This window comes from Streptomyces sp. WAC 01529 (assembly GCF_003945545.1).
Classification (GTDB): Bacteria; Actinomycetota; Actinomycetes; order Streptomycetales; family Streptomycetaceae; genus Streptomyces; species Streptomyces anatolicus.
In genome coordinates this window covers 3,924,539-3,945,775 of sequence record NZ_CP029617.1, presented here as the reverse complement: position 1 = coordinate 3,945,775, position 21,237 = coordinate 3,924,539, and the positions used below count along the sequence as shown (strand labels likewise).

General features: G+C 70.3%; 31 protein-coding genes and 1 tRNA gene. 4 read left to right on the top strand and 28 right to left on the bottom strand.

The genetic code is table 11. The features are described from left to right. Positions 1 to 117: 117 nt before the first annotated feature. Positions 118 to 190: transfer RNA gene (locus DMA15_RS17750), tRNA-Lys, on the top strand. A 302-nt stretch (positions 191 to 492) separates the two neighbouring features. Then, on the top strand, positions 493 to 723 hold the full coding sequence (locus DMA15_RS17745; protein WP_125513798.1) for a helix-turn-helix transcriptional regulator: 231 nt from the start codon (positions 493 to 495) through the stop codon (positions 721 to 723). Between the two features lie 84 nt (positions 724 to 807). On the opposite strand, the gene DMA15_RS36710 is transcribed toward DMA15_RS17745, so the two are convergent. From DMA15_RS36710 to DMA15_RS17735, 3 genes are read right to left on the bottom strand one after another with little or no spacing between them, the layout of a single operon-like run. Then, complete coding sequence (locus DMA15_RS36710) at positions 808 to 972, bottom strand: hypothetical protein (protein ID WP_164551782.1); 165 nt, start codon at positions 970 to 972, stop codon at positions 808 to 810. Next, a complete protein-coding gene (locus tag DMA15_RS17740; RefSeq protein ID WP_125513797.1) occupies positions 969 to 1,160 on the bottom strand; it encodes a hypothetical protein in 192 nt (63 codons plus the stop codon). Before DMA15_RS17740 ends, DMA15_RS36710 begins: the two co-directional genes overlap by 4 nt. Next, positions 1,157 to 1,603, bottom strand: a complete 447-nt coding sequence (locus DMA15_RS17735; RefSeq protein ID WP_125513796.1) for a hypothetical protein — start codon at positions 1,601 to 1,603, stop codon at positions 1,157 to 1,159. The genes DMA15_RS17740 and DMA15_RS17735 overlap by 4 nt, the downstream gene beginning before the upstream one ends. A 202-nt stretch (positions 1,604 to 1,805) precedes the next feature. On the opposite strand from DMA15_RS17735, the gene DMA15_RS17730 reads away from it, so the two are divergent. Continuing rightward, positions 1,806 to 2,924: a helix-turn-helix domain-containing protein gene (locus tag DMA15_RS17730; protein ID WP_125513795.1), complete on the top strand. Its 1,119-nt coding sequence runs from the start codon at positions 1,806 to 1,808 to the stop codon at positions 2,922 to 2,924. An 11-nt stretch (positions 2,925 to 2,935) separates the two neighbouring features. Continuing rightward, complete coding sequence (locus DMA15_RS17725; protein WP_125513794.1) at positions 2,936 to 3,520, top strand: HD domain-containing protein; 585 nt, start codon at positions 2,936 to 2,938, stop codon at positions 3,518 to 3,520. A 55-nt stretch (positions 3,521 to 3,575) separates the two neighbouring features. Here DMA15_RS17725 and DMA15_RS17720 read toward each other — a convergent pair whose 3' ends face one another. The 25 genes from DMA15_RS17720 to DMA15_RS17600 all read right to left on the bottom strand — a co-directional run bounded on the left by DMA15_RS17720 (position 3,576) and on the right by DMA15_RS17600 (position 21,235). Next, positions 3,576 to 3,956 carry a hypothetical protein gene (locus DMA15_RS17720; RefSeq protein WP_125513793.1) on the bottom strand — a complete coding sequence of 127 codons (381 nt, stop codon included), beginning with the start codon at positions 3,954 to 3,956 and terminating at the stop codon, positions 3,576 to 3,578. Further along, positions 3,953 to 4,387: a hypothetical protein gene (locus DMA15_RS17715; RefSeq protein WP_125513792.1), complete on the bottom strand. Its 435-nt coding sequence runs from the start codon at positions 4,385 to 4,387 to the stop codon at positions 3,953 to 3,955. Before DMA15_RS17715 ends, DMA15_RS17720 begins: the two co-directional genes overlap by 4 nt. After that, positions 4,387 to 4,599 carry a hypothetical protein gene (locus DMA15_RS17710; RefSeq protein WP_125513791.1) on the bottom strand — a complete coding sequence of 71 codons (213 nt, stop codon included), beginning with the start codon at positions 4,597 to 4,599 and terminating at the stop codon, positions 4,387 to 4,389. Before DMA15_RS17710 ends, DMA15_RS17715 begins: the two co-directional genes overlap by 1 nt. Positions 4,600 to 4,601: 2 nt before the next feature. Then, positions 4,602 to 4,829, bottom strand: coding sequence for a hypothetical protein (locus DMA15_RS17705; RefSeq protein WP_125513790.1), 228 nt, complete (start codon positions 4,827 to 4,829; stop codon positions 4,602 to 4,604). Positions 4,830 to 4,840: 11 nt separating this feature from the next. Further along, positions 4,841 to 5,635 (bottom strand): peptidoglycan-binding protein, encoded by a 795-nt coding sequence (locus DMA15_RS17700; protein ID WP_125513789.1) that lies wholly within the window; start codon positions 5,633 to 5,635, stop codon positions 4,841 to 4,843. Positions 5,636 to 5,699: 64 nt separating this feature from the next. Further along, positions 5,700 to 6,230, bottom strand: coding sequence for a hypothetical protein (locus DMA15_RS17695; protein WP_125513788.1), 531 nt, complete (start codon positions 6,228 to 6,230; stop codon positions 5,700 to 5,702). A gap of 9 nt (positions 6,231 to 6,239) precedes the next feature. After that, on the bottom strand, positions 6,240 to 8,936 hold the full coding sequence (locus DMA15_RS17690; RefSeq protein WP_125513787.1) for an alkaline phosphatase D family protein: 2,697 nt from the start codon (positions 8,934 to 8,936) through the stop codon (positions 6,240 to 6,242). A 10-nt stretch (positions 8,937 to 8,946) separates the two neighbouring features. Further along, the gene (locus DMA15_RS17685; protein WP_125513786.1) at positions 8,947 to 10,326 is read right to left on the bottom strand and encodes a hypothetical protein; all 1,380 of its coding nucleotides are present in this window, start codon (positions 10,324 to 10,326) and stop codon (positions 8,947 to 8,949) included. A 19-nt stretch (positions 10,327 to 10,345) separates the two neighbouring features. Beyond that, the gene (locus DMA15_RS17680) at positions 10,346 to 12,460 is read right to left on the bottom strand and encodes a hypothetical protein (protein WP_125513785.1); all 2,115 of its coding nucleotides are present in this window, start codon (positions 12,458 to 12,460) and stop codon (positions 10,346 to 10,348) included. Between the two features lie 40 nt (positions 12,461 to 12,500). Then, positions 12,501 to 12,815, bottom strand: coding sequence for a DUF4035 domain-containing protein (locus tag DMA15_RS17675; protein WP_125513784.1), 315 nt, complete (start codon positions 12,813 to 12,815; stop codon positions 12,501 to 12,503). A 32-nt stretch (positions 12,816 to 12,847) separates the two neighbouring features. Next, positions 12,848 to 13,216, bottom strand: coding sequence for a hypothetical protein (locus tag DMA15_RS17670; RefSeq protein WP_125513783.1), 369 nt, complete (start codon positions 13,214 to 13,216; stop codon positions 12,848 to 12,850). Continuing rightward, positions 13,213 to 13,428: a hypothetical protein gene (locus DMA15_RS17665; RefSeq protein WP_125513782.1), complete on the bottom strand. Its 216-nt coding sequence runs from the start codon at positions 13,426 to 13,428 to the stop codon at positions 13,213 to 13,215. The genes DMA15_RS17670 and DMA15_RS17665 overlap by 4 nt, the downstream gene beginning before the upstream one ends. After that, positions 13,425 to 13,847 carry a phage tail tube protein gene (locus tag DMA15_RS17660; RefSeq protein WP_125513781.1) on the bottom strand — a complete coding sequence of 141 codons (423 nt, stop codon included), beginning with the start codon at positions 13,845 to 13,847 and terminating at the stop codon, positions 13,425 to 13,427. The genes DMA15_RS17665 and DMA15_RS17660 overlap by 4 nt, the downstream gene beginning before the upstream one ends. A gap of 12 nt (positions 13,848 to 13,859) precedes the next feature. After that, on the bottom strand, positions 13,860 to 14,261 hold the full coding sequence (locus DMA15_RS17655; protein ID WP_125513780.1) for a DUF3168 domain-containing protein: 402 nt from the start codon (positions 14,259 to 14,261) through the stop codon (positions 13,860 to 13,862). After that, the gene (locus DMA15_RS17650) at positions 14,258 to 14,461 is read right to left on the bottom strand and encodes a hypothetical protein (protein ID WP_125513779.1); all 204 of its coding nucleotides are present in this window, start codon (positions 14,459 to 14,461) and stop codon (positions 14,258 to 14,260) included. The genes DMA15_RS17655 and DMA15_RS17650 overlap by 4 nt, the downstream gene beginning before the upstream one ends. A 2-nt stretch (positions 14,462 to 14,463) precedes the next feature. After that, a complete protein-coding gene (locus DMA15_RS17645; protein WP_125513778.1) occupies positions 14,464 to 14,841 on the bottom strand; it encodes an HK97-gp10 family putative phage morphogenesis protein in 378 nt (125 codons plus the stop codon). 2 nt (positions 14,842 to 14,843) lie between these two features. Beyond that, entirely contained in the window at positions 14,844 to 15,170 is a 327-nt protein-coding gene (locus DMA15_RS17640) for a hypothetical protein (RefSeq protein WP_125513777.1), read from the bottom strand. A gap of 10 nt (positions 15,171 to 15,180) precedes the next feature. Further along, positions 15,181 to 15,522: a head-tail adaptor protein gene (locus DMA15_RS17635; protein ID WP_206302759.1), complete on the bottom strand. Its 342-nt coding sequence runs from the start codon at positions 15,520 to 15,522 to the stop codon at positions 15,181 to 15,183. Beyond that, positions 15,519 to 16,112 (bottom strand): hypothetical protein, encoded by a 594-nt coding sequence (locus DMA15_RS17630; protein WP_125513776.1) that lies wholly within the window; start codon positions 16,110 to 16,112, stop codon positions 15,519 to 15,521. Before DMA15_RS17630 ends, DMA15_RS17635 begins: the two co-directional genes overlap by 4 nt. 18 nt (positions 16,113 to 16,130) lie before the next feature. Further along, positions 16,131 to 16,658 carry a hypothetical protein gene (locus DMA15_RS37055; RefSeq protein ID WP_206302993.1) on the bottom strand — a complete coding sequence of 176 codons (528 nt, stop codon included), beginning with the start codon at positions 16,656 to 16,658 and terminating at the stop codon, positions 16,131 to 16,133. 2 nt (positions 16,659 to 16,660) lie between these two features. Further along, positions 16,661 to 17,038, bottom strand: a complete 378-nt coding sequence (locus DMA15_RS17620) for a hypothetical protein (RefSeq protein ID WP_125513775.1) — start codon at positions 17,036 to 17,038, stop codon at positions 16,661 to 16,663. 23 nt (positions 17,039 to 17,061) lie between these two features. Further along, the gene (locus tag DMA15_RS17615) at positions 17,062 to 17,925 is read right to left on the bottom strand and encodes a phage capsid protein (protein ID WP_125513774.1); all 864 of its coding nucleotides are present in this window, start codon (positions 17,923 to 17,925) and stop codon (positions 17,062 to 17,064) included. Between the two features lie 13 nt (positions 17,926 to 17,938). Further along, complete coding sequence (locus tag DMA15_RS17610; protein ID WP_125513773.1) at positions 17,939 to 18,700, bottom strand: hypothetical protein; 762 nt, start codon at positions 18,698 to 18,700, stop codon at positions 17,939 to 17,941. Positions 18,701 to 18,743: 43 nt separating this feature from the next. Continuing rightward, positions 18,744 to 19,709, bottom strand: coding sequence for a hypothetical protein (locus tag DMA15_RS17605; RefSeq protein ID WP_125513772.1), 966 nt, complete (start codon positions 19,707 to 19,709; stop codon positions 18,744 to 18,746). Beyond that, positions 19,706 to 21,235: a phage portal protein gene (locus DMA15_RS17600; RefSeq protein ID WP_125513771.1), complete on the bottom strand. Its 1,530-nt coding sequence runs from the start codon at positions 21,233 to 21,235 to the stop codon at positions 19,706 to 19,708. The genes DMA15_RS17605 and DMA15_RS17600 overlap by 4 nt, the downstream gene beginning before the upstream one ends. Between the last annotated feature and the right edge of the window lie 2 nt (positions 21,236 to 21,237).

Genomic DNA, 21,237 nt, shown 5'->3' with positions numbered 1-21,237 from the left:
CCATCCGCACTCGGATGGGGGCCACTGCCTTTCTTCCGGGCCCTTCTAGGCTCGTCTAGGGCGATACCCGATCGGATGGCGGGCCGTGTCCCGCTATGCTCGGGGGAGCACCACCGAGGACCGTTAGCTCAATTGGCAGAGCAGTGGACTTTTAATCCATTGGTTGTGGGTTCGAGTCCCACACGGTCTACAGAGAAAGCCCAGTTCGGGGAGGGTCCCGACTGGGCTTTCGTCGTGATTTCGGGGGCTTGGAGATCATCTGCTGGCCCCCTGCTGGCCCGAAGGCCTAGTGATCTTCGCCAGAAGGCCCCGACCGGGATGTCTCTCCGGTCGGGGCCTTCCGCCTGCGGGCGGCCGCCCCAGGAGGCCGTGGAGCCGCCGCCCTCTCGCCCGCCGCACGAGCCTCTCCAAGCTGACGGCGGGGAGCTTGATCGCTAAAAAGCCTAATGTATTGGGCAGACATTCCTTCATGATCACCTTTGGCTGGGGCAGGTGCGAGACCTGCCCGCGGATGACAGCTGGATCGCCGACCGCCGCCGGGCCGTCGGTGCTGCCATTCGCGCCGAGCGGCTCCGCCAGAAGCTGACCCAGGACGACATCTGGATTGCGTCTGGTCTGAGCCGGGGGACCGTGCAGCGCGTCGAGGCGGGCGAGGACGCCACCCTCTCGACCCTGCTCCGCATCGCCCACGCCCTTGCCGTCCCGCTCCGCGACCTCGTGTAGCGGTGGGCGGCCCGCCCCGGGGTCGGCGACGGGCGGGCCGCCCTCATCCCGGCGGCGCCCCTCCCCAGGGGCGCCGCCGGGGGTCTAGGTGGGGTAGCGGCGCACGAACGCGGGCAGCCGCGGGCATTCGTTGTGGGTCCAGATGAGGGCGCCGGCACCAGAGATGGAGTGCTTCAGGGTGGACGTACCGGGGTGGTCCTTGGTGATCGGCTCGTCGCAGTGCGAGCAGAACCGGGTGCCCTCACTCATTTCGGGCCGCCGTTCATGCGTGACGCGGCTGGTGGCTCGCAGTCGGCCTCTAGTTCCCGGCGCAGACTGCGGCCCTTGGGGCAGATGCGGCCCAGCATGTGGCATCGGTGGCAGCCGTAGGTGTGCGAGGCGATCATCTGGCGGATCTCCACCTGGTCCAGTTCCGGAGCCTTGGTCTGCGGCGTCATCGCTGCGCCTCCTGGCGAACGCCGAGCCCGCAGCTGATGAGCGCCTCGACGGTCTCCGGCTCGCATAGGTCGCCGCCGAACCGGGGGGTCACCACCCAGTGCGTGCCCGGCGGATGGGTGCGGTCGAGCCGTGGCACGACGAGGTAGTTACCCGCGCCGAGGCGCGGTGCGACAGCTTGGTGCGTCCACGCGCGGTCGGCGCGGGGCCGCATGAGGGCGTAGTACGTGCCACCCATGGCCCGGTTGTCGTAGATCACGGGACCGTTGAGGGCTCGGGGGAGGAGCGCGGTGATCTGCTGCGGGTTCGTCGTGCACATAGCCGCGAGCACGAGTTGCTCGGGGAGGCGGGCCGCCTCGAATCGCGAGCCGAGAGGGAGTAGGGCGACTCCGTTGTCCCTCCACTCCCGCTGGGCCTGCGCCGGCGCCTGCTGGGCGCACGCCATCCAGTCGACCGCAGCTTCACCTGAACTCGGACCATCCGGTCCTCGCAGGGCGAACGAAGTTCCCTCTACGGCATCCACCGTGACACCACTCCCACTACGCTGAGTTGCCGGTCATCACCCCTTGACAGTAGGTAGCGGTGATTGCCGCCAGAAGTGACCGTGAGTACGGGTAGGGCTCGCCGAGCAAGGCAAGGGGCCGATCATGGAGCACCACATGCGTTCAACCCTGACCGGCAGTCAGGGCAAGCACGAACGCAGCCGAGCCGGCATCATCTCCGGATACGTCTTCCGCGTGATTCGCGAGCAGTTGGGGCACACGCAGGACGCCTTCGCCGAGACTTTCGGCGTCTCCCCGGACACCATCGCTGGATGGGAATCAGGGCGGCGGCCATTGACGTCGGTGCCCGTCGGGCAGATGCTCGTCCACCGTCACCGCCTGATGCGCCTCGGGACCGGCCCTGAGCTTCTTGCCGCCCTCGAACGGGCCATGGAAGCGGACGTCCTGCTCGCCAGCGCCCTCGACGATGATGCGCCCACCGAAGCCAGCCCGCTCGGCGCCTGGGTCATGCAACGTGATCTCGTCGAGGTGCTGACATGGCCGCTGAACGGGGTAGCGCCGGCGCCGGTCCGGAAGTTGCCCCCGCCGAAGAGACCGCGCCGCGGCCCTGTTCCCACAGCCCCCGACCTTCCTGCCGAGGACCGCACGCGGTTCTTCACGCGGATGCGGGAGACAGCCGAACAGGCGCGCGGCGGTGAAAACTTCCTGCTCCGGCGACAGGCCCTGTACCTCAGTGGATTCGACCGGGACGCCGATACGCGGGAGTGGCTCGCGCATCAGCAGCGGACCGAGCGGCCGGACGACTGGCTCTCCCGTTGGCTCAACTCCCGCTCCGTCGCCGCCGTGGCCGCTCGCCAAGGCGACCGAGACCGGATGTCGCACTTCATCACGCGCACACTCGGAGACGACGACCGGGCCGAGGCGGCGAACCTGAACTACTGGGCGTACTGGGTCGGCGAGGCCGAGCAGGTAGAGCTATCGGACGACTTCATCGGCGAGGCCTCCCCCGGGCCCTGGCACGGCGAACGGCTGATGGCCCACATGGTCAAAGGCCTTACGCGGCGACACGGCTTCTTCGATCTGAACGTCCACACTCTGTGGGCACTCCTCGCAGCTCGCCCCCACCTGCTGCGCGCCAAGTCGGCCACAGGCAGGGCCCTGCGCGCACGCATTCCCGTGCTGTTGGATGATCCACAGCTTTCGCCGCAGGCTCAGCGAGAGTTGGAGAGCATCCGGTACGCAATCCGCCTCGCCGAGGCGTGAAAGGGGACACCGTGGCTGACGAGGACCTCGCGGACGTGGCGCACTTCCTGTGGGAGGCGGGCACGCTGAAAGCGGCTCGCCGAACAGGCTGGTGGATGGCGGGCGTCCGCGACCCTGAGAGCGTAGCCGAGCACTCGTGGCGCACATCCGTCATCGCGTCGGTGATCGCCACGCTGGAGGGGGCCGACGCGGCCCGTGCTGCCCACATGGCGGTCTGGCATGACTCGCAGGAGTCGCGAACGGGCGACGTCAACTACCTGGGCCGCAAGTACATCGGGCGCAAGGCGGACCCGCAGGAGGTCACCGCCGACCAGACGGCCGCCATGCCGGAGGTTCTACGCGTCGCGGTGCGGGCGGTCGTGGCCGAGTACGAGGCACAGGACTCGCTCGAAGCGCGTTGTGCACGGGACGCGGACAAGCTGGAGTGCATGCTGCAAGGGCTGGAATACAAGGCGCAGGGCTTCGAGTCTGCGCAGCGGTGGGTGAAGAACAGTCGGGCTCGGATCGTGACGGACTCTGGGCAGCGACTCGCCGACCAGCTCCTTGCCCAGGCTCCGCTCGACTGGCTGCGCGCGGCCATCGGCGAGAAGGACTGACCTGGCACATCACGAAAAGGCCCCCCTCCCGCCCGAAGGCGGAAGGGGGGCCTCATCAGGATCTCGTGTGCATGTGTTCGCGGACTTGGTCGTGGATGTCGCGGGGGTCTGGGGTGATGTCTGCGGCCCGCATGCGGTGGATGAGCCGGTCGACGGTCCAGGAGTAGGCGAGCACCAGGCCCGACAAGGCGTCGATGCGCTCGTTCTGCCTTTCGATCTTCGCCTTCATCTCGTCTCTGATCTCGCGGAACGAAGCCAGGTCGGCCTGCCGCTGCGCGGGTTCGGCGGCGGCCTGCGCCTGGGCGCGCGTCGCCTCCGCCGTGGTCCGCGCTGCCGCCCGCGTAGCCCGCGCGGCGAAGAGCCCGCTGCCGAGGAGCGCCGTGGCGCCGAGGATGGAGCCGAGGATGCCTGCGACGACGCCCCATGTGCCGGTCATCTACCACGCTCCCGCAGTTGGGGGTGGGGTACGGAATGTTCGGGGACCCCCGAGGCCCACAGGATCAGTCCCACGTGGCCGATGGCGTACCAGGCGGCGATGGCCAGGCCCCGCGGGTAGTCCCCCAGCACAGCGCCCCACAGGTACGCGCCACCCCACACGATCGGCGGGACCACCGCAGCCATGAAGCCGAGGCCATCGCGCCCGACGCGCAGCCACGCGAACCCGAAGGTGATCGCGCCGCAGACGATCCACACCGAGGACCAGCAGCGCAGGTCCGCCCACCGGGTGAGCAGTCCGAGGCCGACAGGGTTCGGGTCGGGCTGGAGAGCGAACCCCAGCCCGTAGCAGATCTTGGCGAGGCCGAGGAGGACGAGTGCGATGCCGCGGCGGCCCAGCCGCGCGCGGAGCCGCCGGGCCGCCGCTCGCATCAGAAGACCGTCGGCTCGGACGGGGGGGTCGGTACCACCGGGCTCGGCTTGTTGGGGACGGCGTAGGTGATGCCCCACGCGCCGAGGACGGCGAGGACGATCGTGACGATCTCGCCGGTGGCGAGGGTGCCGTCCTGGGTGGCGGCGACCGCGGCGGCCGAGCCCGCGGCGACACCGGCGACGATCGACTTGGCGATGCTGGAGATACGCATGGTTAGGGCTCCTTGGTGGTGTCGAGAGCGGCGCGGACGAAGCAGTCCTTGGCCTCCAGCAGCTTGCGGAGCCCTGCGGTCAGCTCGGGCCCGTCCGGCACCACGGCAATGACCTTGTCGGCAAGGTCCGCACAGGGGCGTGCGACCCGTGCGAGGTGCTCGGGGAGGTGGTCGCTGGTGAAGTACTGGAGCAGGTGCTCTGTTGCGGGATGACGCAGGGCGTCGTTCATCGGCGTTCCTTTCAGGTGTTGGGGACCTTGAGGCGGTCCCACGTCGCCTCGCCGGGCGGCCACTTCGCGTCCGCGCCGGTGAAGCCGCACTTCCTCTGCCAGGCCTCGTAGGAGTCGACGTCTGCCTGGCCGAGAACCGGACCGGGGCCGACCTTGTACCGGCCGCAGCCGACCGCCACGAGGCGTTTGCCCATCGCGGTGAAGATCCGGGACTTCCTGCCGAGGGCGGGCTTTGACCCGCTCATGAAGAAGCTGGCGCCCGGGAACGGTTCGTACTCAGGCACCGGCGTGCCGTCCCCGCCCGGCCGCGGTGCTCCCTTCTGCACCCAGGCGTACACCGCGGCCCCCGGGCAGGTGGTCGCGTAGCCGTCGCGGTGCCCGCCGAGCCACGTCCCGGCCGGTCCTTCCCTGCGGCAGTACTCGATGGCGTCGCGGGCGCCGTGCAGCTGCTCGGCAGTCGGTTCGGTGAGTCCGGAGGAGCCGACGAGCAGGCAGACCGCATAGTCCTGCTCGTTCAGGCTCGTGCCGCCGTTCGCCGAGTTGCGGCGGCGCAGGCCGCGGCCCTCGTACACGAAGCCGTGCGTGCAGACGATGAACGAATAGCCGATGTCGGACCAGCCGTTGCCGTCCATGTGCTGCGCCTGGAGTTGGCGGACGTAGTCGTCGCAGCGCTCGTGCGGGCGGTCGCTGTAGGCGGTGCCGAGGTAGTGCAGCTTCACGCCCCGGCGGGCTCGGCTGTAGGGCGTCGCGCCGTTCGGTGTGCGGTAGGGGCGGGCGCCCCACTGGGATCTGGTGACGAGCTTCAATGAGGCCTCCAGGCGTGACAAAGCCCCGCGGCCGAGGTGGCGGCGGGGCGAGGGCGAGGGTGGGTTAGCCGATGCGCTGGTAGACGATGCGGGTCTGGTTGCCGCCGCGCAGGATGGTCTGGTTGGCGTGGGAGACGGCCTGGGCGAACTGGAGGGTCACCGAGCTGTTCGTGCCGTCGGTGGTGAAGGTGCCTTGGTCGTAGGCGCTGTGGAAGTTGGCCGGGGGTGAGGTGGCGTCGGAGCCGCCCGCGAGGCGGCCGGTGGTGTTGGCCGGCCGCCTGAAGTTCACGGACTGGGCGGTGTTCGCGGTGCCGCTTGCGCCGGGGCTGGAGATGGACTGGGTGAAGGAGCAGAAGGTGGCGCCGTTGGCGAGCCACTGCCAGCGAAACCCGTTGGCGGTCGTGGCCGAGTAGCTGATCCACAGCCAGTACAAGTACGTGGCGTTCGGGTCAGGCGTGAACACGATCTCGGAGTTGACCGGGGTAACCGAGCTGGTGACGGTCTGGTCGTTCTCCTGCTGCACCAGCCTGGGATGGCGGGCGTTGAGGGCGTCGGCCACCATGACCTGCCCGGCGAACCACTGGGGGAAGGACAACGCGGCCTCCTAGAGAGCGACGATGGCGGGCTGGGCGAGCGCGATGGCGGTCCCGGCGGTCTGCGCCTTGGTCACGGTGTTGATGCTGCGGGTGACCGTGATGCGCTGCGGGGTGATGACCTCGAAGTTGTCGACGGACACCACGGGGTTGACGTTGGTGTTCCCCGCGAAGGCGGACACCGTGGTCCCCACCTGTCCGGCGGCGATCGGGTTCGTGGTGATGGTGACGTCGTGGTGCCACCGTGCGGGCTCGGGGATGCCGACCGGCCAGACCCGCATCAGGACGCGCTGCCCGATCAGCCGCACGCGCAGCTCGAACTCGGCGCCTGCGGTGTAGGTGTAGGGGATCTGAGGGGTTCCGCCGACCTGTGTCGTGTCCCGCGTGACGGAGGCGAACAGCTGGCCCGATGTGGTGTGGAAGTGCAGGCGCGCCCGGTAGAAGTTGGCGGTGTCGACGTAGCGGAGCAGGATGCCGGGCACGATGCTCGCCCCGGCGGCCAGCTGGTCGAGCGACAGGCGGGCCCGGATCTCGCAGTCGCCCACGGCCGTGGGCAGGACCTGGAAGCGCACGCTTGAGGGCGAGGACGGCATGGCGACCAGGCCGCGCGAGCCGTTGACCGACCGCTCGGAGGCGGTGCCGCCTGCCAGCGTCCACGCCTGCCCGCCGGTGCTGGTGCCCCAGCTGCCCGCGGCCACGGTGCGGGTGAAGGTGTCGTAGCCGAGCGGCTTGATGAGGACAGCGCGCACGACTTCCCCGCCGAGCCGCAGATCGAGGGGGAAGTGGGTCGGGTGGACCCCGGTCAGGCCCTCGGAGTTGATCCAGGGGGCATGGCCTTGCAGCGCGTCCTGCGGGGTGTGCACGAGCAGCTCGGTGGCGGTGCTCGTGACGTCCGCGAGCAGGTGGCTTCCGGAGGTGTCGAGCCGGTTGGGCCGGTCGGGGCCCGCGGTCGAGGCGTCCCCGGGCGGCAGCTGGGCAACCGTCCACGCTGAGCCTGGGGAGGCGGTGACCTCCATACTCCAGCGCTCCAGCGCGTAGGTCTCCGTCCCGCCCTCGGCGATGAGCTGGATGGGGTCCGGGGGCAGCCACGGGGGCGGGGTGGAGATGGTGGCCCGGTCGCCGAGGTAGAGGCTGGTGACGTCGTCGGCCAAGTCGGGGTTGGCGGCCAGGTCGACGTGGACGGTGGGGTAACGGGCCTGGGGGACGGTGCCCAGATGGACGCGCCAGGCGGCCTGGTCGGGCAGCTGGTCGTCGTTGGCGACCTCCAGGCTGATCGAGTCGTCGTAGAGGCCGGCACCGTGGGGCGGATCCTGCACGGAGCGGGCGCCCTCGGTGAGCGCGTAGGTGTATTCGCCGCCCCCCTCGCGCTTGGCGGTGACCTCGTTGCGCAGCCCCTGGTCGTCCTTGGTGGGCTCGAAAGGCGCGCTGATGTGCCCGGCGGCGTAGTTCAGGGCGAGCACGGGCGTGCCGACGTGCAGGTAGGCGGTGTGACTCATCAGGACAGAGCCGTCCTGGTAGCCGGTGCCGGTCAGGGCGATGGTGTGCCCGTTGTCGGTCACGCGCAGGGTGCCGTACTGGCGGCGGCCGGCGACCGATCCGATGTCGTACTCCGGGCCCGTGGACCAGGCGCCCGCGTCCAAGGAGGCGAACATGAACATCGGGAAGGAGCCGTGCGGGTTGTTCGGTCCGGAGCAGATCGAGGTGGCGTGCATGTCCGCCGTCATGAAGACCATGCGATCGAGCCAGCCCGTGTCCCCCAGGAACTGGATCATCTCGGCCCGCTCGTGCGGGAACGAGTTCCATGTGTCATCGCCACCCACCCAGCGGGACGGGCACTGCCACACCAGAGCCTTGGCGGACGTGGTGGTGAGAAGGGTCTCCATCCACGCCTTCTGGGCGGTGCCGAGCATCGTCTTGGACGGCGTCAGCGGGTCACTGTTGGGGTCGCGGAAGGACCGCACATCGCTGGCGATGTACAGGACGCGGCCCACCTGCCAGGACTGGTAGATGCCCGCCGGGTCGGGAAGCGGGTAGTGCGGCACCCACTCGCGGTAGACCTGCTGCGCGGCAGGCCTGGAGGCGCTGGTGCGGTCGGAGTTGTTGGGCCCGAAGTCGTGGTCGTCCCACACATAGGTGCTCGCCACGGAGCGGAAGAAGTCGCCCTGGCGGAAGGGGCCCACGACCGGGCCGTAGTTCATGTTCTCGAAGTAGGCGGTGCGGAAACTTGCCGGGCTGTTGGTGGCGATGTTGCGGTAGTGCAGGTCCCCGAGGTGGGAGAACCAGGACCACTGCTCGGCGGCGGCCTGAGCGCGCATGGTGTCGAAGACGGGGTTGTTGCTGACTGCGCTGGTGATGTAACTGTCGTCACCGTCGCCGGTCAGGCCCGCGTCCCCGGCCGCGCCGAAGATGTACGACAGCGGTTCGCCGACCGCGCCGGGGTGGGTGCGGAACGTGGCCTTGAACGAGACATTCAGCGCCCCGTCGTCGACGAGGACCCAGTACTGGGCGCCTGCCTCCAAGTCCGTCACGTCGAAGGTGAGGACGTTGTCCCCGCCGGAGGCAACCGGTCCGATGACGACGGGCCCGCTCATGGCCTCGTTGTCGGCGACCAGCAGCGTGCCCGAACCCGCAACCGTCAGCCGGGCCTTGACGCGGGCGGTGGTCGCGGTGGTCGCGCCGATCCATACCGAGCACACATTCAGCGCCATAGCGGCCCCCTCATATCCCCTGGTTGTACTTCGAGCGGCGGGTCCGGTAGGCCAGGGCGAACTGGTTCCGGGCTTCGTGAACGACCCCGCCGTCGACGGTGGCGGCCGCGTCCAGCGCATCGAGGAAACGGGCGGGTCGCTGCGGCCCCATGGGCGGGGTGTGGTCGAGGTTTCCGTGGACCTGCAAGGTCACGCCGTGCTCGGCACACAGCCGCTCGATACGCCGCCCGGCCAGCTCCCGCACATGGCCTTGCACGGCGCGCCAGGTGGCGGCCGCGGCGGGCGCGTTCTGGTCCCAGTAGGTGAGGTGCCCCAGTCCGACGGGGCTGGTCTTGACGCCGCCGCCCTCGACCGTGCCCCACCGGTAGGTGATCCTGCCCACCGGCTGAAAGCCCGTGGCGCGGGTGCCGCTGGCCACGGATACGCCGTCGATGTACAGCGTCCATGCCAGGCCGCTGCCGTTCGCCGCGACGGTGAGCCGCACATGGTGGGCGCCTCCGTCGTAGATGCCCGGGTTGCTGACGGTGGCCAGGAGCGCAGTGGAGGAGGAGTCTTCGAGGCGCTCGACGATGCGCAGCTGCACTTCGTTGAAACCGCCTGAGCCCCACTCCACTACGTCCCATTCCACCTGCGGCACTGTGGAGGAGCGGGCGCCGTTGTCGAAGACGTTCAGCTGGGTGACGTTGCCGGGCCCGGGGCTGGACAGGACATGGTCGACCGACCATGCGGTGACCGTCCGGGGCGGCACATAGGCGGTGATCAGGCCGATGGTTTCCTGCGGCAGTTCCACCACCGGCTCAAGCCACGGGGCGAGTGAGCCCTTCCCCCAGTTCGGCTGTCCCTGGTAGAAGGATCCGGCCTCGCCGATCGCGCGCATGGGCTGGCTGCCCTGGATGATCTCGGTGCCGTGCCGGGCGTCCTCGCCGTCGGTCAGCGGCCAGTAGGCCAGCGGCCGCCCGCGGTCGATGTGCCGGCGCAGGCTGTCGCGCAGTGGCTTCGCGCCTTGGCCCAGGCGGCGCAGGATGCCCGCGCACTCGATCGGCACGTACACGTCGCGGCCGGACAGGTCCCAGCGCTGCGGCCACTCGGGGACTTCCATGTGGAACCGGTAGACCTCGAGGCCGGCGGGCGTGGTGACCGTCTGCCGGATGGGGGTGTTCTGCCCGAGCAGCCCGTAGTAGGGGCTGTGCGGGTTGTCGTCGCTGTACCGCCCATCGCGGTTGTTGATCGCCAGCGGGCACTTGGAGTGGGAGACCTGTGAGGACCAGTCGGTCCGTCCCCAGCTGACCTGTACCGTCTGCCGGTTCAGGACGTGGGCGCTGATGTCCACCCAGGTGCCGCCGATCAGCAGCTCGGTGCGGATCCTCAACGGCGTCTTGGGCCACGCCATCAGGTGTCTCCTTCCCTGGTCACCCGAAGGCCTTCTGCACGCTGCCTCCGCCATCGAGCTGGACGATGCGTGAGATCAGACGCTTCATGTCCGCGGGCCCGGCCAGCTCGATCAGCACTTTGACGCTCTGCGAGGCGCCGCCGCTGGCGGGAGTACGCCGCATGGAGGTCAGGCCGGGCACGTCGACCAGGCCGCGCAGCGAGCGCTGCATGGCGGGCTGGGCGTCCTCGGCGCCCTCGACGATGCCGGGCGGCAGCCACCGCCCGACCTCGTTCGCCATGACCTTGGAGGGGCTGCCGATGTCCAGGGCGTCGGCGATCGGGCCGGGAATGATGTCCTTGGCCCAGCCGATGAGCGTGTCCTTCAGCCACGAGCCCATGGACTTGATGCCCCGCCACAGGCCGCGCACGACATCCTTGCCTTTGTCGATGAGGAGATCTTTCAGGGAGCCGATTGCCCGTGAGATGCGGTCAGGCATGCCGCGCGCCCAGGAGAGGAAGGCCGCGGCCCGGTTGACGGCGGCCGCCTTGAAGCCGTTGAACGAGTTGGTCGCGGACGTGCGCAAAACGCCGCCCAGGCCAGACAGGGCGGAGCGGGCACGGCCCGGGAATCCCCGCACCCAGACCAGCAGTTCCATGGCCTTGCCGATGGCCCGGTCCTTCATGTTGCCGAACCAGCCGCCGACCCAGCCCGGGGTCTGAGCCAGCCACCGCACCCCGGCGAGGACCTGGTTCACAGCCCCCCGCACGGCGCCCGAGACGGCGTTCCAGGCCGTGCTGGTCCCCTGCTTCACGGCGTCCCAGTTGGCGATCACCAAAGCGGCCAGGCCGATCACGGCTGCGATGGCCCAGCCGATCGGGCCCATCGCAATCAGCCACTGAGCGGCCATCACCGCCGCCCACGCGATCGCTCGCGCGGCCATCACCACGAACTGGGCGGCCGTGACCGCAGCGACGCGGATGATCTGCACGAGCCAGGTGGCGGCCATCCGGGCCGCGGCCATGGCCCAGGCCGCGGCCGCGCGCGCCGCGCTGACGACGGCGGTGGCCGCGATCCGCGCGGCGGCCTTCACGCTGGTCGCAGCGGTGGCCAGATAGCGGCGGGCGAGCTGGCCCAGCCGGGAGTTCATCAGGGCCGAGGCGGTATCGACCGCCGCCGAGGCGGCCTTGAACGCCTTGAACGCGACGACCGCGACCAGGATCGCGGTGGCCAGGGCCTGCACCACCGGCGGAGGCAGCGCGTTGATGATCCGTGCCAGGGTCAACGCGATGGCCGCCGCCACTCCGATCAGCGGGGCGAGCGCTACCGCGAGCTTCAGCGCGGCCCGGGCGAGGGTGCCCAACGTCTGTGCGCCCTGCCGGGACAGGGCGATGAACTGCGCGAACCCCTCGCTCTTCTCCAGCCCTTGGCCCCACTTGGCGAACGCGGCGGTGGACTCCTCGAACCCGCCGCTCATCTCGTCGGACAGCGGAAGGAACGCCTTGATGACCCCGCCGATACCGACCGCGATGTTCTTCAGGCCGAACAGGAACGACTTGAGGTTGCGGCCGGCGACCTTGGCCATCGACTGGGCGAACGTCTCCAGGCCCTTGCCCTTGGTGCCCCGGTCGATCTCGTCGATGAACTCCCCGAACGCCTTCGAGGCTGCCTTGACGAACGGGGTGAGCATCGGCAGCAGACGCCGGGCGAGCTGCAGGCCCTTGGTGTAGACCGGCATCGTCGAGGACGACAGCGAATCCGACCAGGCGGCGTGGTCCTTCTTGAGGCCGATGAACTCCTTGGCCATCGCCCGCGTGTGCGGGGGCATGGCCGCAAGGGAATCGGTGTAGGCCTTCTGCTTCTCGGCGGCGTCCTCGGCGCCGGCCGCGGCGGCCTTCTGTGCCTCTTCGGCGAGGGTGGCCGCCTCGGTGACGGCCTCCAGCTGCGGCCCGGCCGCGAGCTGGAAGGCCTTCGCCGCCACACCAGCCGAGGCGAACGCGGCGGCCATGCCGCCCACCCCGGCAGCGACCGCCGCGGCCACCGGCACCCCGACGCCGAGCCCAGCTACGGCCCGGCCCAGCCCGGCCAGGGTGGACTTGGCGCGTTCAGCACCGGCGCGCAGCTGGTCGGTGTCGATGCCCAGGCGCACCGTCATGCTCGCGAGGGTGGCCACAGGCCATCACCCCCTCGCGTATTCAGTTGTCCCGGACGTTCACCTCGCCGCCGAGCGCGGTGTGCGCGGCCATGGCCGCCTTGAAGAGTTCTTCGGGGGTCTTCCGCACGCGTGTGCGGTCCCAGCGCGGGATGAAGTCCGCCAGGGCGGGCATGCGCTGGCCTTTGCCGCGGTTGGCCGCAACGATCGCGGAGGCGATGACGGCGGCCTGGACATCGCCACGGGCCCCGCCGAGGGGGCCGGTGATCTGCTCATACGCGCGCCACTCGGCCAGCTCGGCCGCGCCCATGTCGGCGAGCAGGTGGCGCACGGAGCGGGCGCCAAGGTGCCCGGCCAAACGGAAGTAGAACTGCCGCTGTGGCCGGGCCCTCAGTTTCCCGCAAGCTCGGTGACGTCGTCCTCGCTCATCTTGGACAGGCGCATCGCCACGTCGCACACCCGCTGCAGGGCGTTGGCGTTCTTCTCACCCAGCCGCTTGGTCTCGGCCGCCGAGCGGAACATCTGCTTGCCGTGCTCGTCGACGATCGTCGCGGCGGCCAGGCGGGCCCGGAAGCCCTCCATGCCCTCGGCGCGGACGCCCACACCGTCCTTGCCGATGAACTGGGACTCGAATTTGTCCCGCTCGGTGCCGGGCATCTCGCGCACGCGCACGGTGCCACCCCACTCAGGTACCTCGACGTCCTCATAGGCGAGGTCGTCGGCGCCGAGGATCTGCTCTGCGGACAGGTACTGCGTCATCGGCCGGTCTCTTTCGTGTCGGCGTGCAGGTTGTTGCGGACCTCGACCTGCTCGGCGAACAGGTGCAGGGTGATCATGGGGATCTCTTCGGGGTGAACCGTGACGGTGATCGCTTCACGGGGGATCGGGAACGGCAGTTGCGTGCCATCGACCAGGACGCGCCCCACAGAGCCTTCGCGGATCACTTCGATGCGGTGCGGGATGCCCATCACGCGCCCACCGTCATGACGGGCTTGCCGGACACCTTGAAGGTGAGGGAGGCGGCGAGCTTGTCGTCGTGCGGGGCCTCGGGCTCGAAGCCCTTCAGGATCGCCTTGAAGCTCCATTCCCCGAGCGTCTTGGGCCACACAACCTTGTACGAGCGGGGTTCACTGTCGGCGAAGTCAGAGGCCAGCGCGTCGTGTTCGCGCGGGTCGTAGTTGACTTCGATCTCCACCTCACCGCCGTCCTTGAGTCCGCCGATGAACTCCCGCCAGGCCTCCTCACTGTCGTGGGCGGTGACGTCGTAGGTCTCCCGCTCGATGCCGGGCGGAGTGATGTCGGTGACGTTCGCGATGGGCGCGAACGCCTCGGTGGGGGTGGCGCCGTCGCCGCGCTGCAGCTGGGTGCCGAAAGCGTCCAGACCAGCCATCGGTCTGCCTCCTTACGCCTTGGTCAGCCACACGCGATAGCTGACGTTGATGTGCCTGATGTCGGGGTCGGGGTCGCGCAGCTCCTGGTGCTGCTCGTGGGCGATCGACACGTCCCGGAACCCGGAGACGGTGAGCGGCTGGCGGTCAAGGGCGGTGTCGAGGGCGTCGAGGATCGCCGCGGCCTGTTTGAAGCCGCGGTACTTCGACCACACGTGCAGCACGACTCGGGCCTCCAGGCCGCGCTGGTTGTGGGCGTCCGAAACCGTCTCGGTGATCGAGCCGAGCGAGACGTAGGGGTGTGCGACCTGCTCGGGAACCTCGTCGTACACCCCCGACACGAGCGCCATGAGCGGGGCGTGGCCGGTGGCCTTGGCGTAGACGGCCAGCTGCAGCGGCCACAGCGCGGCCGTCACGTTTCCCCTCGCTCCCGCTCGATGCCGAAGGCCTGCAGCTCGGGGCTGTCGTCCATCATCTGTGGGAAGGCGGCTTCCATCCGGCTGAGATCGGTGGTCGGCTCGCCGGTGTCCAGGTCCCAGCTGGTGTAGCCGACCAGCTGCTCCTTGCCGCGGGCGCCGAGCCGCATGTAGAGGGGCAGTGTCACTCTGGCGGGCATGATCATTCACCTCCGCCCATGTGCCGGCGGAACGCGGCCCGGTAGGTGCGCACCACCTGACGGCGGTGCTCGTTGAAGGCGGGCACGAGGTAGGGCTGATCGGCCATGGAACTGGTGCCCTTCTCCACGTACAGGGCGTATTCGAGCTGCCCGGGGTCCCACACGCCGACCTCGGCGCGCCCGTACTGCTCAGTGACGCGGTGGTCCAGGGACTGCCACAGGTCGCCTTCGTCGCGCGGCACCTTGTCCTCGGCCGTGGTCTGGACGTTCTCGGCCCACTCGTGCAGCGCCTCCGTGCGGGCGGTGTTCATCGCCTCGGGGATGCGCTCGACGGCACGCAGGGCGCGGCCCAGGCCCTCCAGGCGGGAGCGGCGGGCCATGGTCAGGGCAGCTGCACCACGGCCACGGTGACCGAGGTGACAGCCGAGTAGGTGATGCCCGCACGCCCGGTCACCGGATCGCGGAACATCATCTTCAGGGGGAACATCGCGGAGCCGGAGGCGGGGATGACCTGCTGGGCGTCGGCGACGGGGAGGTCCCCGATGCTGCTGGGCGTGGCGACGGTGACGGTCTTGGATGCGGCGTCACCGTTGCGGACGAGCAGGAACAGCTTCTCGCCGGTCGGTGCCTGGTCGCCGCCGCCGGCGGCCGCGGCGAAGGTGGGCTGCAGGCCGCCGAGCGGGAGGCGCTGCGCGGACAGGATGGCCATGGTGGGCTCCTCAGTTTCCGGTGACGGGCTGCTGGACGGTGCAGTCCGCCCGCAGGTAGGTGCCGTCCTCGGACGGCTCGAAGACGGCGAACACCGCCGCGGGCGCGCGGCCGGGCGGGCGCAGTTCGTCGCCGCGGCGCACGTCGGCGCCGGGGTCGAAGTACCAGGTCTCATCGAGGCGGGCCTGGGCTTGGTCGGCGGCCTGTCGCTCCCGCGCGGTCGGCTGGGAGCGGCGGGCGCGCAGGGTGTTCACCTGCTGCCAGGTCTCCTCTTGGCCGCCCCCGCCGTCATCGGCCATGCTCGCCCGCCACAACGCCACCCTGCGGTTGAGCAGGCGTCCGACGCGGCTCACCGCGACCTCAGCAGGGAGATGCCGCCGCCGAAGCGGGCGGCCAGCTGCTCGCGAAGGTACTCGGGCAGCTCCATCTCGGTGATGCGGCCGCCGTCGCCGAACTGCACGGAGTAGTCGCCGATGCGTTCCGAGCGCACGTCACGCGCGGCCAGGCCCTCGCCGCCGTCCGCCGAGCGGTAGGCGAGCAGGGTGGTGGCCGCGATCCGGCACACCAGGTCGACGATGTCGGCGGGCACGCTCGGCAGGCCGTGGGTGTAGGTGACGGTGACCTCGGCGGGGCCGTCGCCGCGCGCCCATCCGCCTGCCCGCCACAGCCGCCCTGAGCGCAGCCGCCAGTCGGTGACCGCCTGGTCCTCGAGGAAGACGGCGGCGACAGCGGTGACCGGCGGGCCGGGCAGGGACAGCCACTGACCCAGCTCGCCCTCGATGTCGAGGGTGGAGGTGGTCTGACTGATCGGGGCGCCGGCTGCTTCCCGGATGGCCGCCGAGGCGGTGTCCAGATAGGTGGTCAGCAGGGCCACTTCCGGACCCTCCACGGTCAGGCCCCGGGCCGTGCAGTCCGCGACCGTCGCCAGCGGGGGAAGTGCCATGAGCGCGCCCCCCTTCCGCTACTTGGCCAAGTCGATCAGGTCGTCCCGGGTCAGGTTCGCCGCGTCCTCGGCGGACAGCTGGCCCTGGGAGACGACATAGGCGATCCACTCGGACTTGTCGGCGTCCTCGTCGGGGCGTCCGTCCGTGCGCGCGGTGGCGGGCGGGTCGGGTGTCTGGGTGCTGGGGTGGTCTGCCACGACCGGCTGCTGGGGCAGCTCGGGGAGTTCCATCAGGTCGGCCTTGCTCATGGCGTCGGCGTCCTCGGGATCCATGCCGTGCACGCCGACCGCCCACCCGACCCACTCGGCCTTGCGGGCGTTCACGGCCGGCCGCGGCGTGCGGCCCTCCGTCAGCGCGCTGCCTCCCGTCTGGCCCTCCGTCTGCGCGGTCACCGTGGGGTGCGGGGCGCTGCCGGTGTAGGGGGAGCCGTCGGCGTTGACCCGCCGGATCAGGCCCTTGGTCAGCCGATCCTGGATGGCGTCGGGCAGCGGCAGGTCCATCTCGATGACCTGCCCGCCCTCGCCGCGCACGTGGATGCTCGTCACGGTCAGACCCCCCTGGGGATGCGCAGGGCGGTGATGGTGCCGGGCACCACGGCGGCGGCCACGTCCACGAGCATCGACCCGTCGTTCTGGATGAACCGGCCGGACTCGAAGGGGCCGATCCACTGGATGGTGTTCGCGGCGACGTTGACGACCAGGTCGCCCATCGAGGCGGCGATGGCGGGCGGGTTGGCGCCCGCCTTGATGGTGATGTTCCCGCCGGTCGCCCCGGCGGCCACGCGCAGCACGGTGCGCTCGGGCTCGGCGGAGGCGATGCGGTGGCCGTTGTTCGTGCCGGGGTTGAGGGTGACCGCGGTCAGTGCCGAGTCGGCAACGTTGGCGTTGGGGAGCAGGTTGGAGTAGGCGACAGCAGTGCGCGCCATGGCGAATCAGTCCCTTCCCAGGGTCAGGGGGTGGCGTCGATGTAGGCGATGGCGATGCCGTCGGGCCGGATCAGCTTCGCGCCGTACAGGGCCAGGCCCTTGACCGCGTCGGAGAAGCTCGACTCGGGTCGGTAGGCCTCGGTCTTGTTGATCTGCTCGGCGAAGCTGATGGCCCCGTTCACCCCGGCCTGCACGACGTGCACGCCCGCGGTCGGCTCCGGGGCGTTGTTCGACTCGTAGATCTCGAAGCCTGCCGCGCGCCCGACGGCGCCATTGCGCAGCGCCTCGGTCTGCCCGGACTTGCCGTAGTCGGTGAACCGCTCATCAAGCAGCAGCGAGGCGTAGCCCTCGGGCGGCACGATCGCGTACCGACCCGCGGTCGGCGCGTTCGCCCTCTTCAGCTTGGTGCGCAGCGGCACCAACACCTTGGAGTAGAAGTCCGTCGGCGCGGTGTGCACGTTGATCGGGGCGCCGGTGGTGCCGAGCGTGTTGGCCGGCACGGCACCGGTGTAAAAACCGGCGACGTAGCGGTCAGTCTCGTCGGCCAGGGCGTGCGCGGCCTCGCTCATCGCCTGCGGCATCACGCTGCCCTTGGCCTGGCGCTTGTCGACGTCGTCGACCTTGAACGCCCAGTACTTCGACTGGTCCACGACCAGGGTGCGCTGGGCGTCAGTCAACTCCTCGGGCACGATCACCGTGCTGTTGGGCACGTAGGTGCCGATCGTCGGCCGCGAGATGGAGGTGATGCGGACGGTGTCGCCTGCCTCGGAGATCTCGCCCTCGTAGTCGCGGTTCACGACGGTCGGACCGGCGTAGACCAGCTCCTTGCGCCAGGCCACGAGCAGGCGTGCCGACCAGACCTCGGGCACGAAACGGCGGATGGACATGGGTGTTCTCCTGTCAGCCAGCCCCGAGCAGGTCATCCAGGCGCCCGTCGTCCTGGGCCTTGACGATCTGCTGCGGGGTCATCTTCTTGAGGTCGCTCTGGGTGAGCTGCTTGGGCCGGGACGCCTTGCGCGCCGCTCCGCCGTCGCCAGTGCCCTGGAACCTCTTGGCCGTTGCGGCTGCCAGGTAGGGCTTGTTCTTGATGAGGTCCTCGATCGCGTCGACGATCTCGTCCTCGTCGATCTGGCCGTCTTCGTCCACCTCGAATGCCGAGAGGTCGAGGAAGGTCAGAGCGTCCTTGGGGTCGTTCAGGCGGCCCTTGGCCGCTGCGCGGACCTCGGCCCGCAGGATGCGCGCGTTGGCCGCGGCGGTTGCGGCCGCGGTCGCCTTCTGGATTGCGTCGTTGTCGCCGGTGCTGCCTTTGTCGGCGAGCTGCTGTTCCAGGGCGCGCCGCTTGTCGCGCTCGCTGCGCCACTTGCCCTTCATCGAGGCCAGTGCGCGCTTGCCGGGGTCGCCGAGCTTGTCGGCGCCCTCGGGGTCGCCATCGTCGTCGCTACCGTCGGCGTCGTCGTCCGGGCCCTCACCGTCATCGCCGTCTTCGTCGCCCGCGTCCGGCTCGTCGTCGTTCTTGGTGTCCTCGTCCTGGTCGTCGTCCTCGGCGCCGCCGAGGACGGGCCAGATCGGGTACAGCTCGCTCCCGTCCTCGCCGGGGCGGGCCTTGCGCCAGCCCAGCGCGCGGGCGCCGGTGAGCGGGTGAAGGGGCAGGGATGCAGGCATGGTGAACTCCCGTTGCGGGTGAGGGGTCGCGCGTTGCGCGCGGTCAGACGATGTAGCCGTTCTTCCTCAGCAGCCGGATCGCGTGCGCCCGGTCGCCGTCGGCCAGCCGGTAGATCTCTTCGGGCATCAGCCGCGGGGAGACCGCACGCGCGCGGCCGCCGGTGACCTCGCCGAAGCGGACCCCTGCGGCCTTGGCGAACTGCGCGCGCTGACGCCCGTACAGGCCGCGCCGCGTGGTGCCCTCGGAGGTGGTGCGCACGCGGCGCCCGTAGTACGTGCCGGTGCTCATGCCGCGCCGGGCGTTGACCACCTGCGCGATGTCCGCGCCGTCGGCGATGGCGGCTGCGGCGTCCTGGCCGAAGGCCTTCTGCAGCTGCACCTCGGTCATCTGCGCGGCCAGGTCCTCGGGCAGGTCAGGCACCCAGGTGTCGCCCGGCCGCCGGGCGGCCATCGTGCAGTCGCAGCGCGGATGCCGCAGGAACCCTTCGGCAAACGAGTACTCGCGCCCGGCCAGGACGATGCAGCGCGCGCAGGCGGGCGCCTCCACCACGCGCACGTAGGACACCACGCGCGGGCGGGCGATCATCCCCGCCATGTCGGCGATCCGCCCCGCGTCCGCGATCAGCGTGCGGGTCACCATCTCCAGCAGTGCGGCGCCGGACAGGATCGACAGGGTGCGGGCGAAGCCGCGCCGGATCCGGTTCAGCGAGACGAGCAGCGGCGCGAGCAGGACCGGCGCCAGGTCGCCCGTGGCGGCCGCGGCCGCCAGCGGCGCCACGGAGCCTTCGCCCTCGCCGAGTTCGGCCACCAGCCAGGGCTCGGCCGAGGCCGCGGCCGTCAGCTGGCCGCGCCCGATCAGTTCGGCGGCCAGCGGCGCCCGCGCGGCCCAGGACGTTTCCAGCTGCTCGGGGTCCACGCCCTGCCACACCGCGCGCACCGCCAGCGCGGTCGCCGCGGCCAGTTGCGCCCGCTCAGCCTGGTGGGCCTGCGCGGAGGCCGGCACCGTCACGGCCGCGCCCCCGCGAACGCTGCCACGTCCGCCTCGTCAGCCTCGGGCGGCTCCTCATCGTCCTCGCCGGGCGGGGCCTGCTGACCCAGCATCCGCGAGGCCGCCGCCACCGGGTCCATCTCCGCTTCGCGCTCGCGCATCGCCACCAGGTCGGCGACCTCGGTGGGGGTGAGCCCGTAGCGCAGCGCGAGCCACTGGAACGGGAAGCCGATGTCCTTGAGCTTGACGAGGGCGTCCGCGAGCTGGGCGTGCGAGCGCGATTCAGAGTCCGCCCACAGCACCGATCCGGCGCGCATCGCCTTGGCCTTGGCCTCCTCGCCGCGCGCCAGCGCGATCAGGCGGGCGACCTCCCGCAGCCCCTGGCCGGACCACAGCTTCTTCTCGTCGACCCGCTTCACGAGGCCGGTCTCCGCGGCGAGCAGCGCGCCCTCGGCCAGGTTGGCCATCTTGCCGATCAGGTAGTGCTGGGGGGTCCTCGTCTGGGCGGCGAGGTGGCCGACCGCGACCTCGATGATCCCGGTGTACATCGCCAGGTTGGCGGCCGCCCACTCAGCGATCCGCGCGTCCTTGCCGGTGATCCACGCGACCCGGTCCACCTGGAACTTGTCCAGGTCTACGGGCTGCTTGCCGATGATCTCCCCGGCCGCGTTCAGCTTGGGAATCATCGGCCGCTCGGCACCCATGATGACGCGCTGCGGGAAGGACGCGTAGTCGCTCGCCGTGAACAGTTGCGCCCACAGCAGGTTGATCGCGTCCTGCATTGCCACGACCCCGGCCACGTCGCTGATGGGCTCGTCCACCAGCATCGGCTTGTTGGGCAGCTCCACCATCGGCACCACGCCCATCGGGTTCGGCTGGGGATTCGGCTCGTCAGCCAGCTCACGCGGCTCCCAGAGGCTGCGGCGCCGCTCCTCGCCGGGCGGCACCCACAGCTTCATCGCCTCGTCCACGTCCGCCATCTGCGGGGACTTGTCCTGACGGGCCAGGGGCCGGGAGAACTTCCACACCTCATGCGGCAGGTAGAGGGTGGCGAAGTCGGCGTTGCCGTCCTGCCAGCGCTTCAGGGCTGCCCGGCGGTGACGCCGTGAGCCGGGCTCGTAGGCGACGATGCATTGCCCCGCGTCCTCGAACGTGACCACGGGCATGTCGGGGTCGTCGGGGTCACCCCACACCAGCACGAAGCAGCGGGCGGACAGCACGGAGCCGAGGAAACCCAGCTGGCTGTCGGCATCGAGGCCGTTGACCTGCCAGACCTCCCACAGGTCCTTGTCCGCCTCCAGTTCGCCGGCGGCCTTGAAGCCGGTGACCGCCATCCGCTCGATCGGCGAGTCCCCCACGATCTGCACCCAGTTGTCGCTGAAGTCGCGGTACCGCTCGCCGTGGAACTTGGCGAACTCCTGGCTGGCGAACTTCAGCGGGTGCTTGCCGCGGTAGTAGTCGTTGTGCCGGTCGATCTCCCCGCGGCGGCGGGTCAACTCGCTTTCCAGCAGAGCGACCAGCTCCACGGCTTCGGCCAGAGTGGCCATGG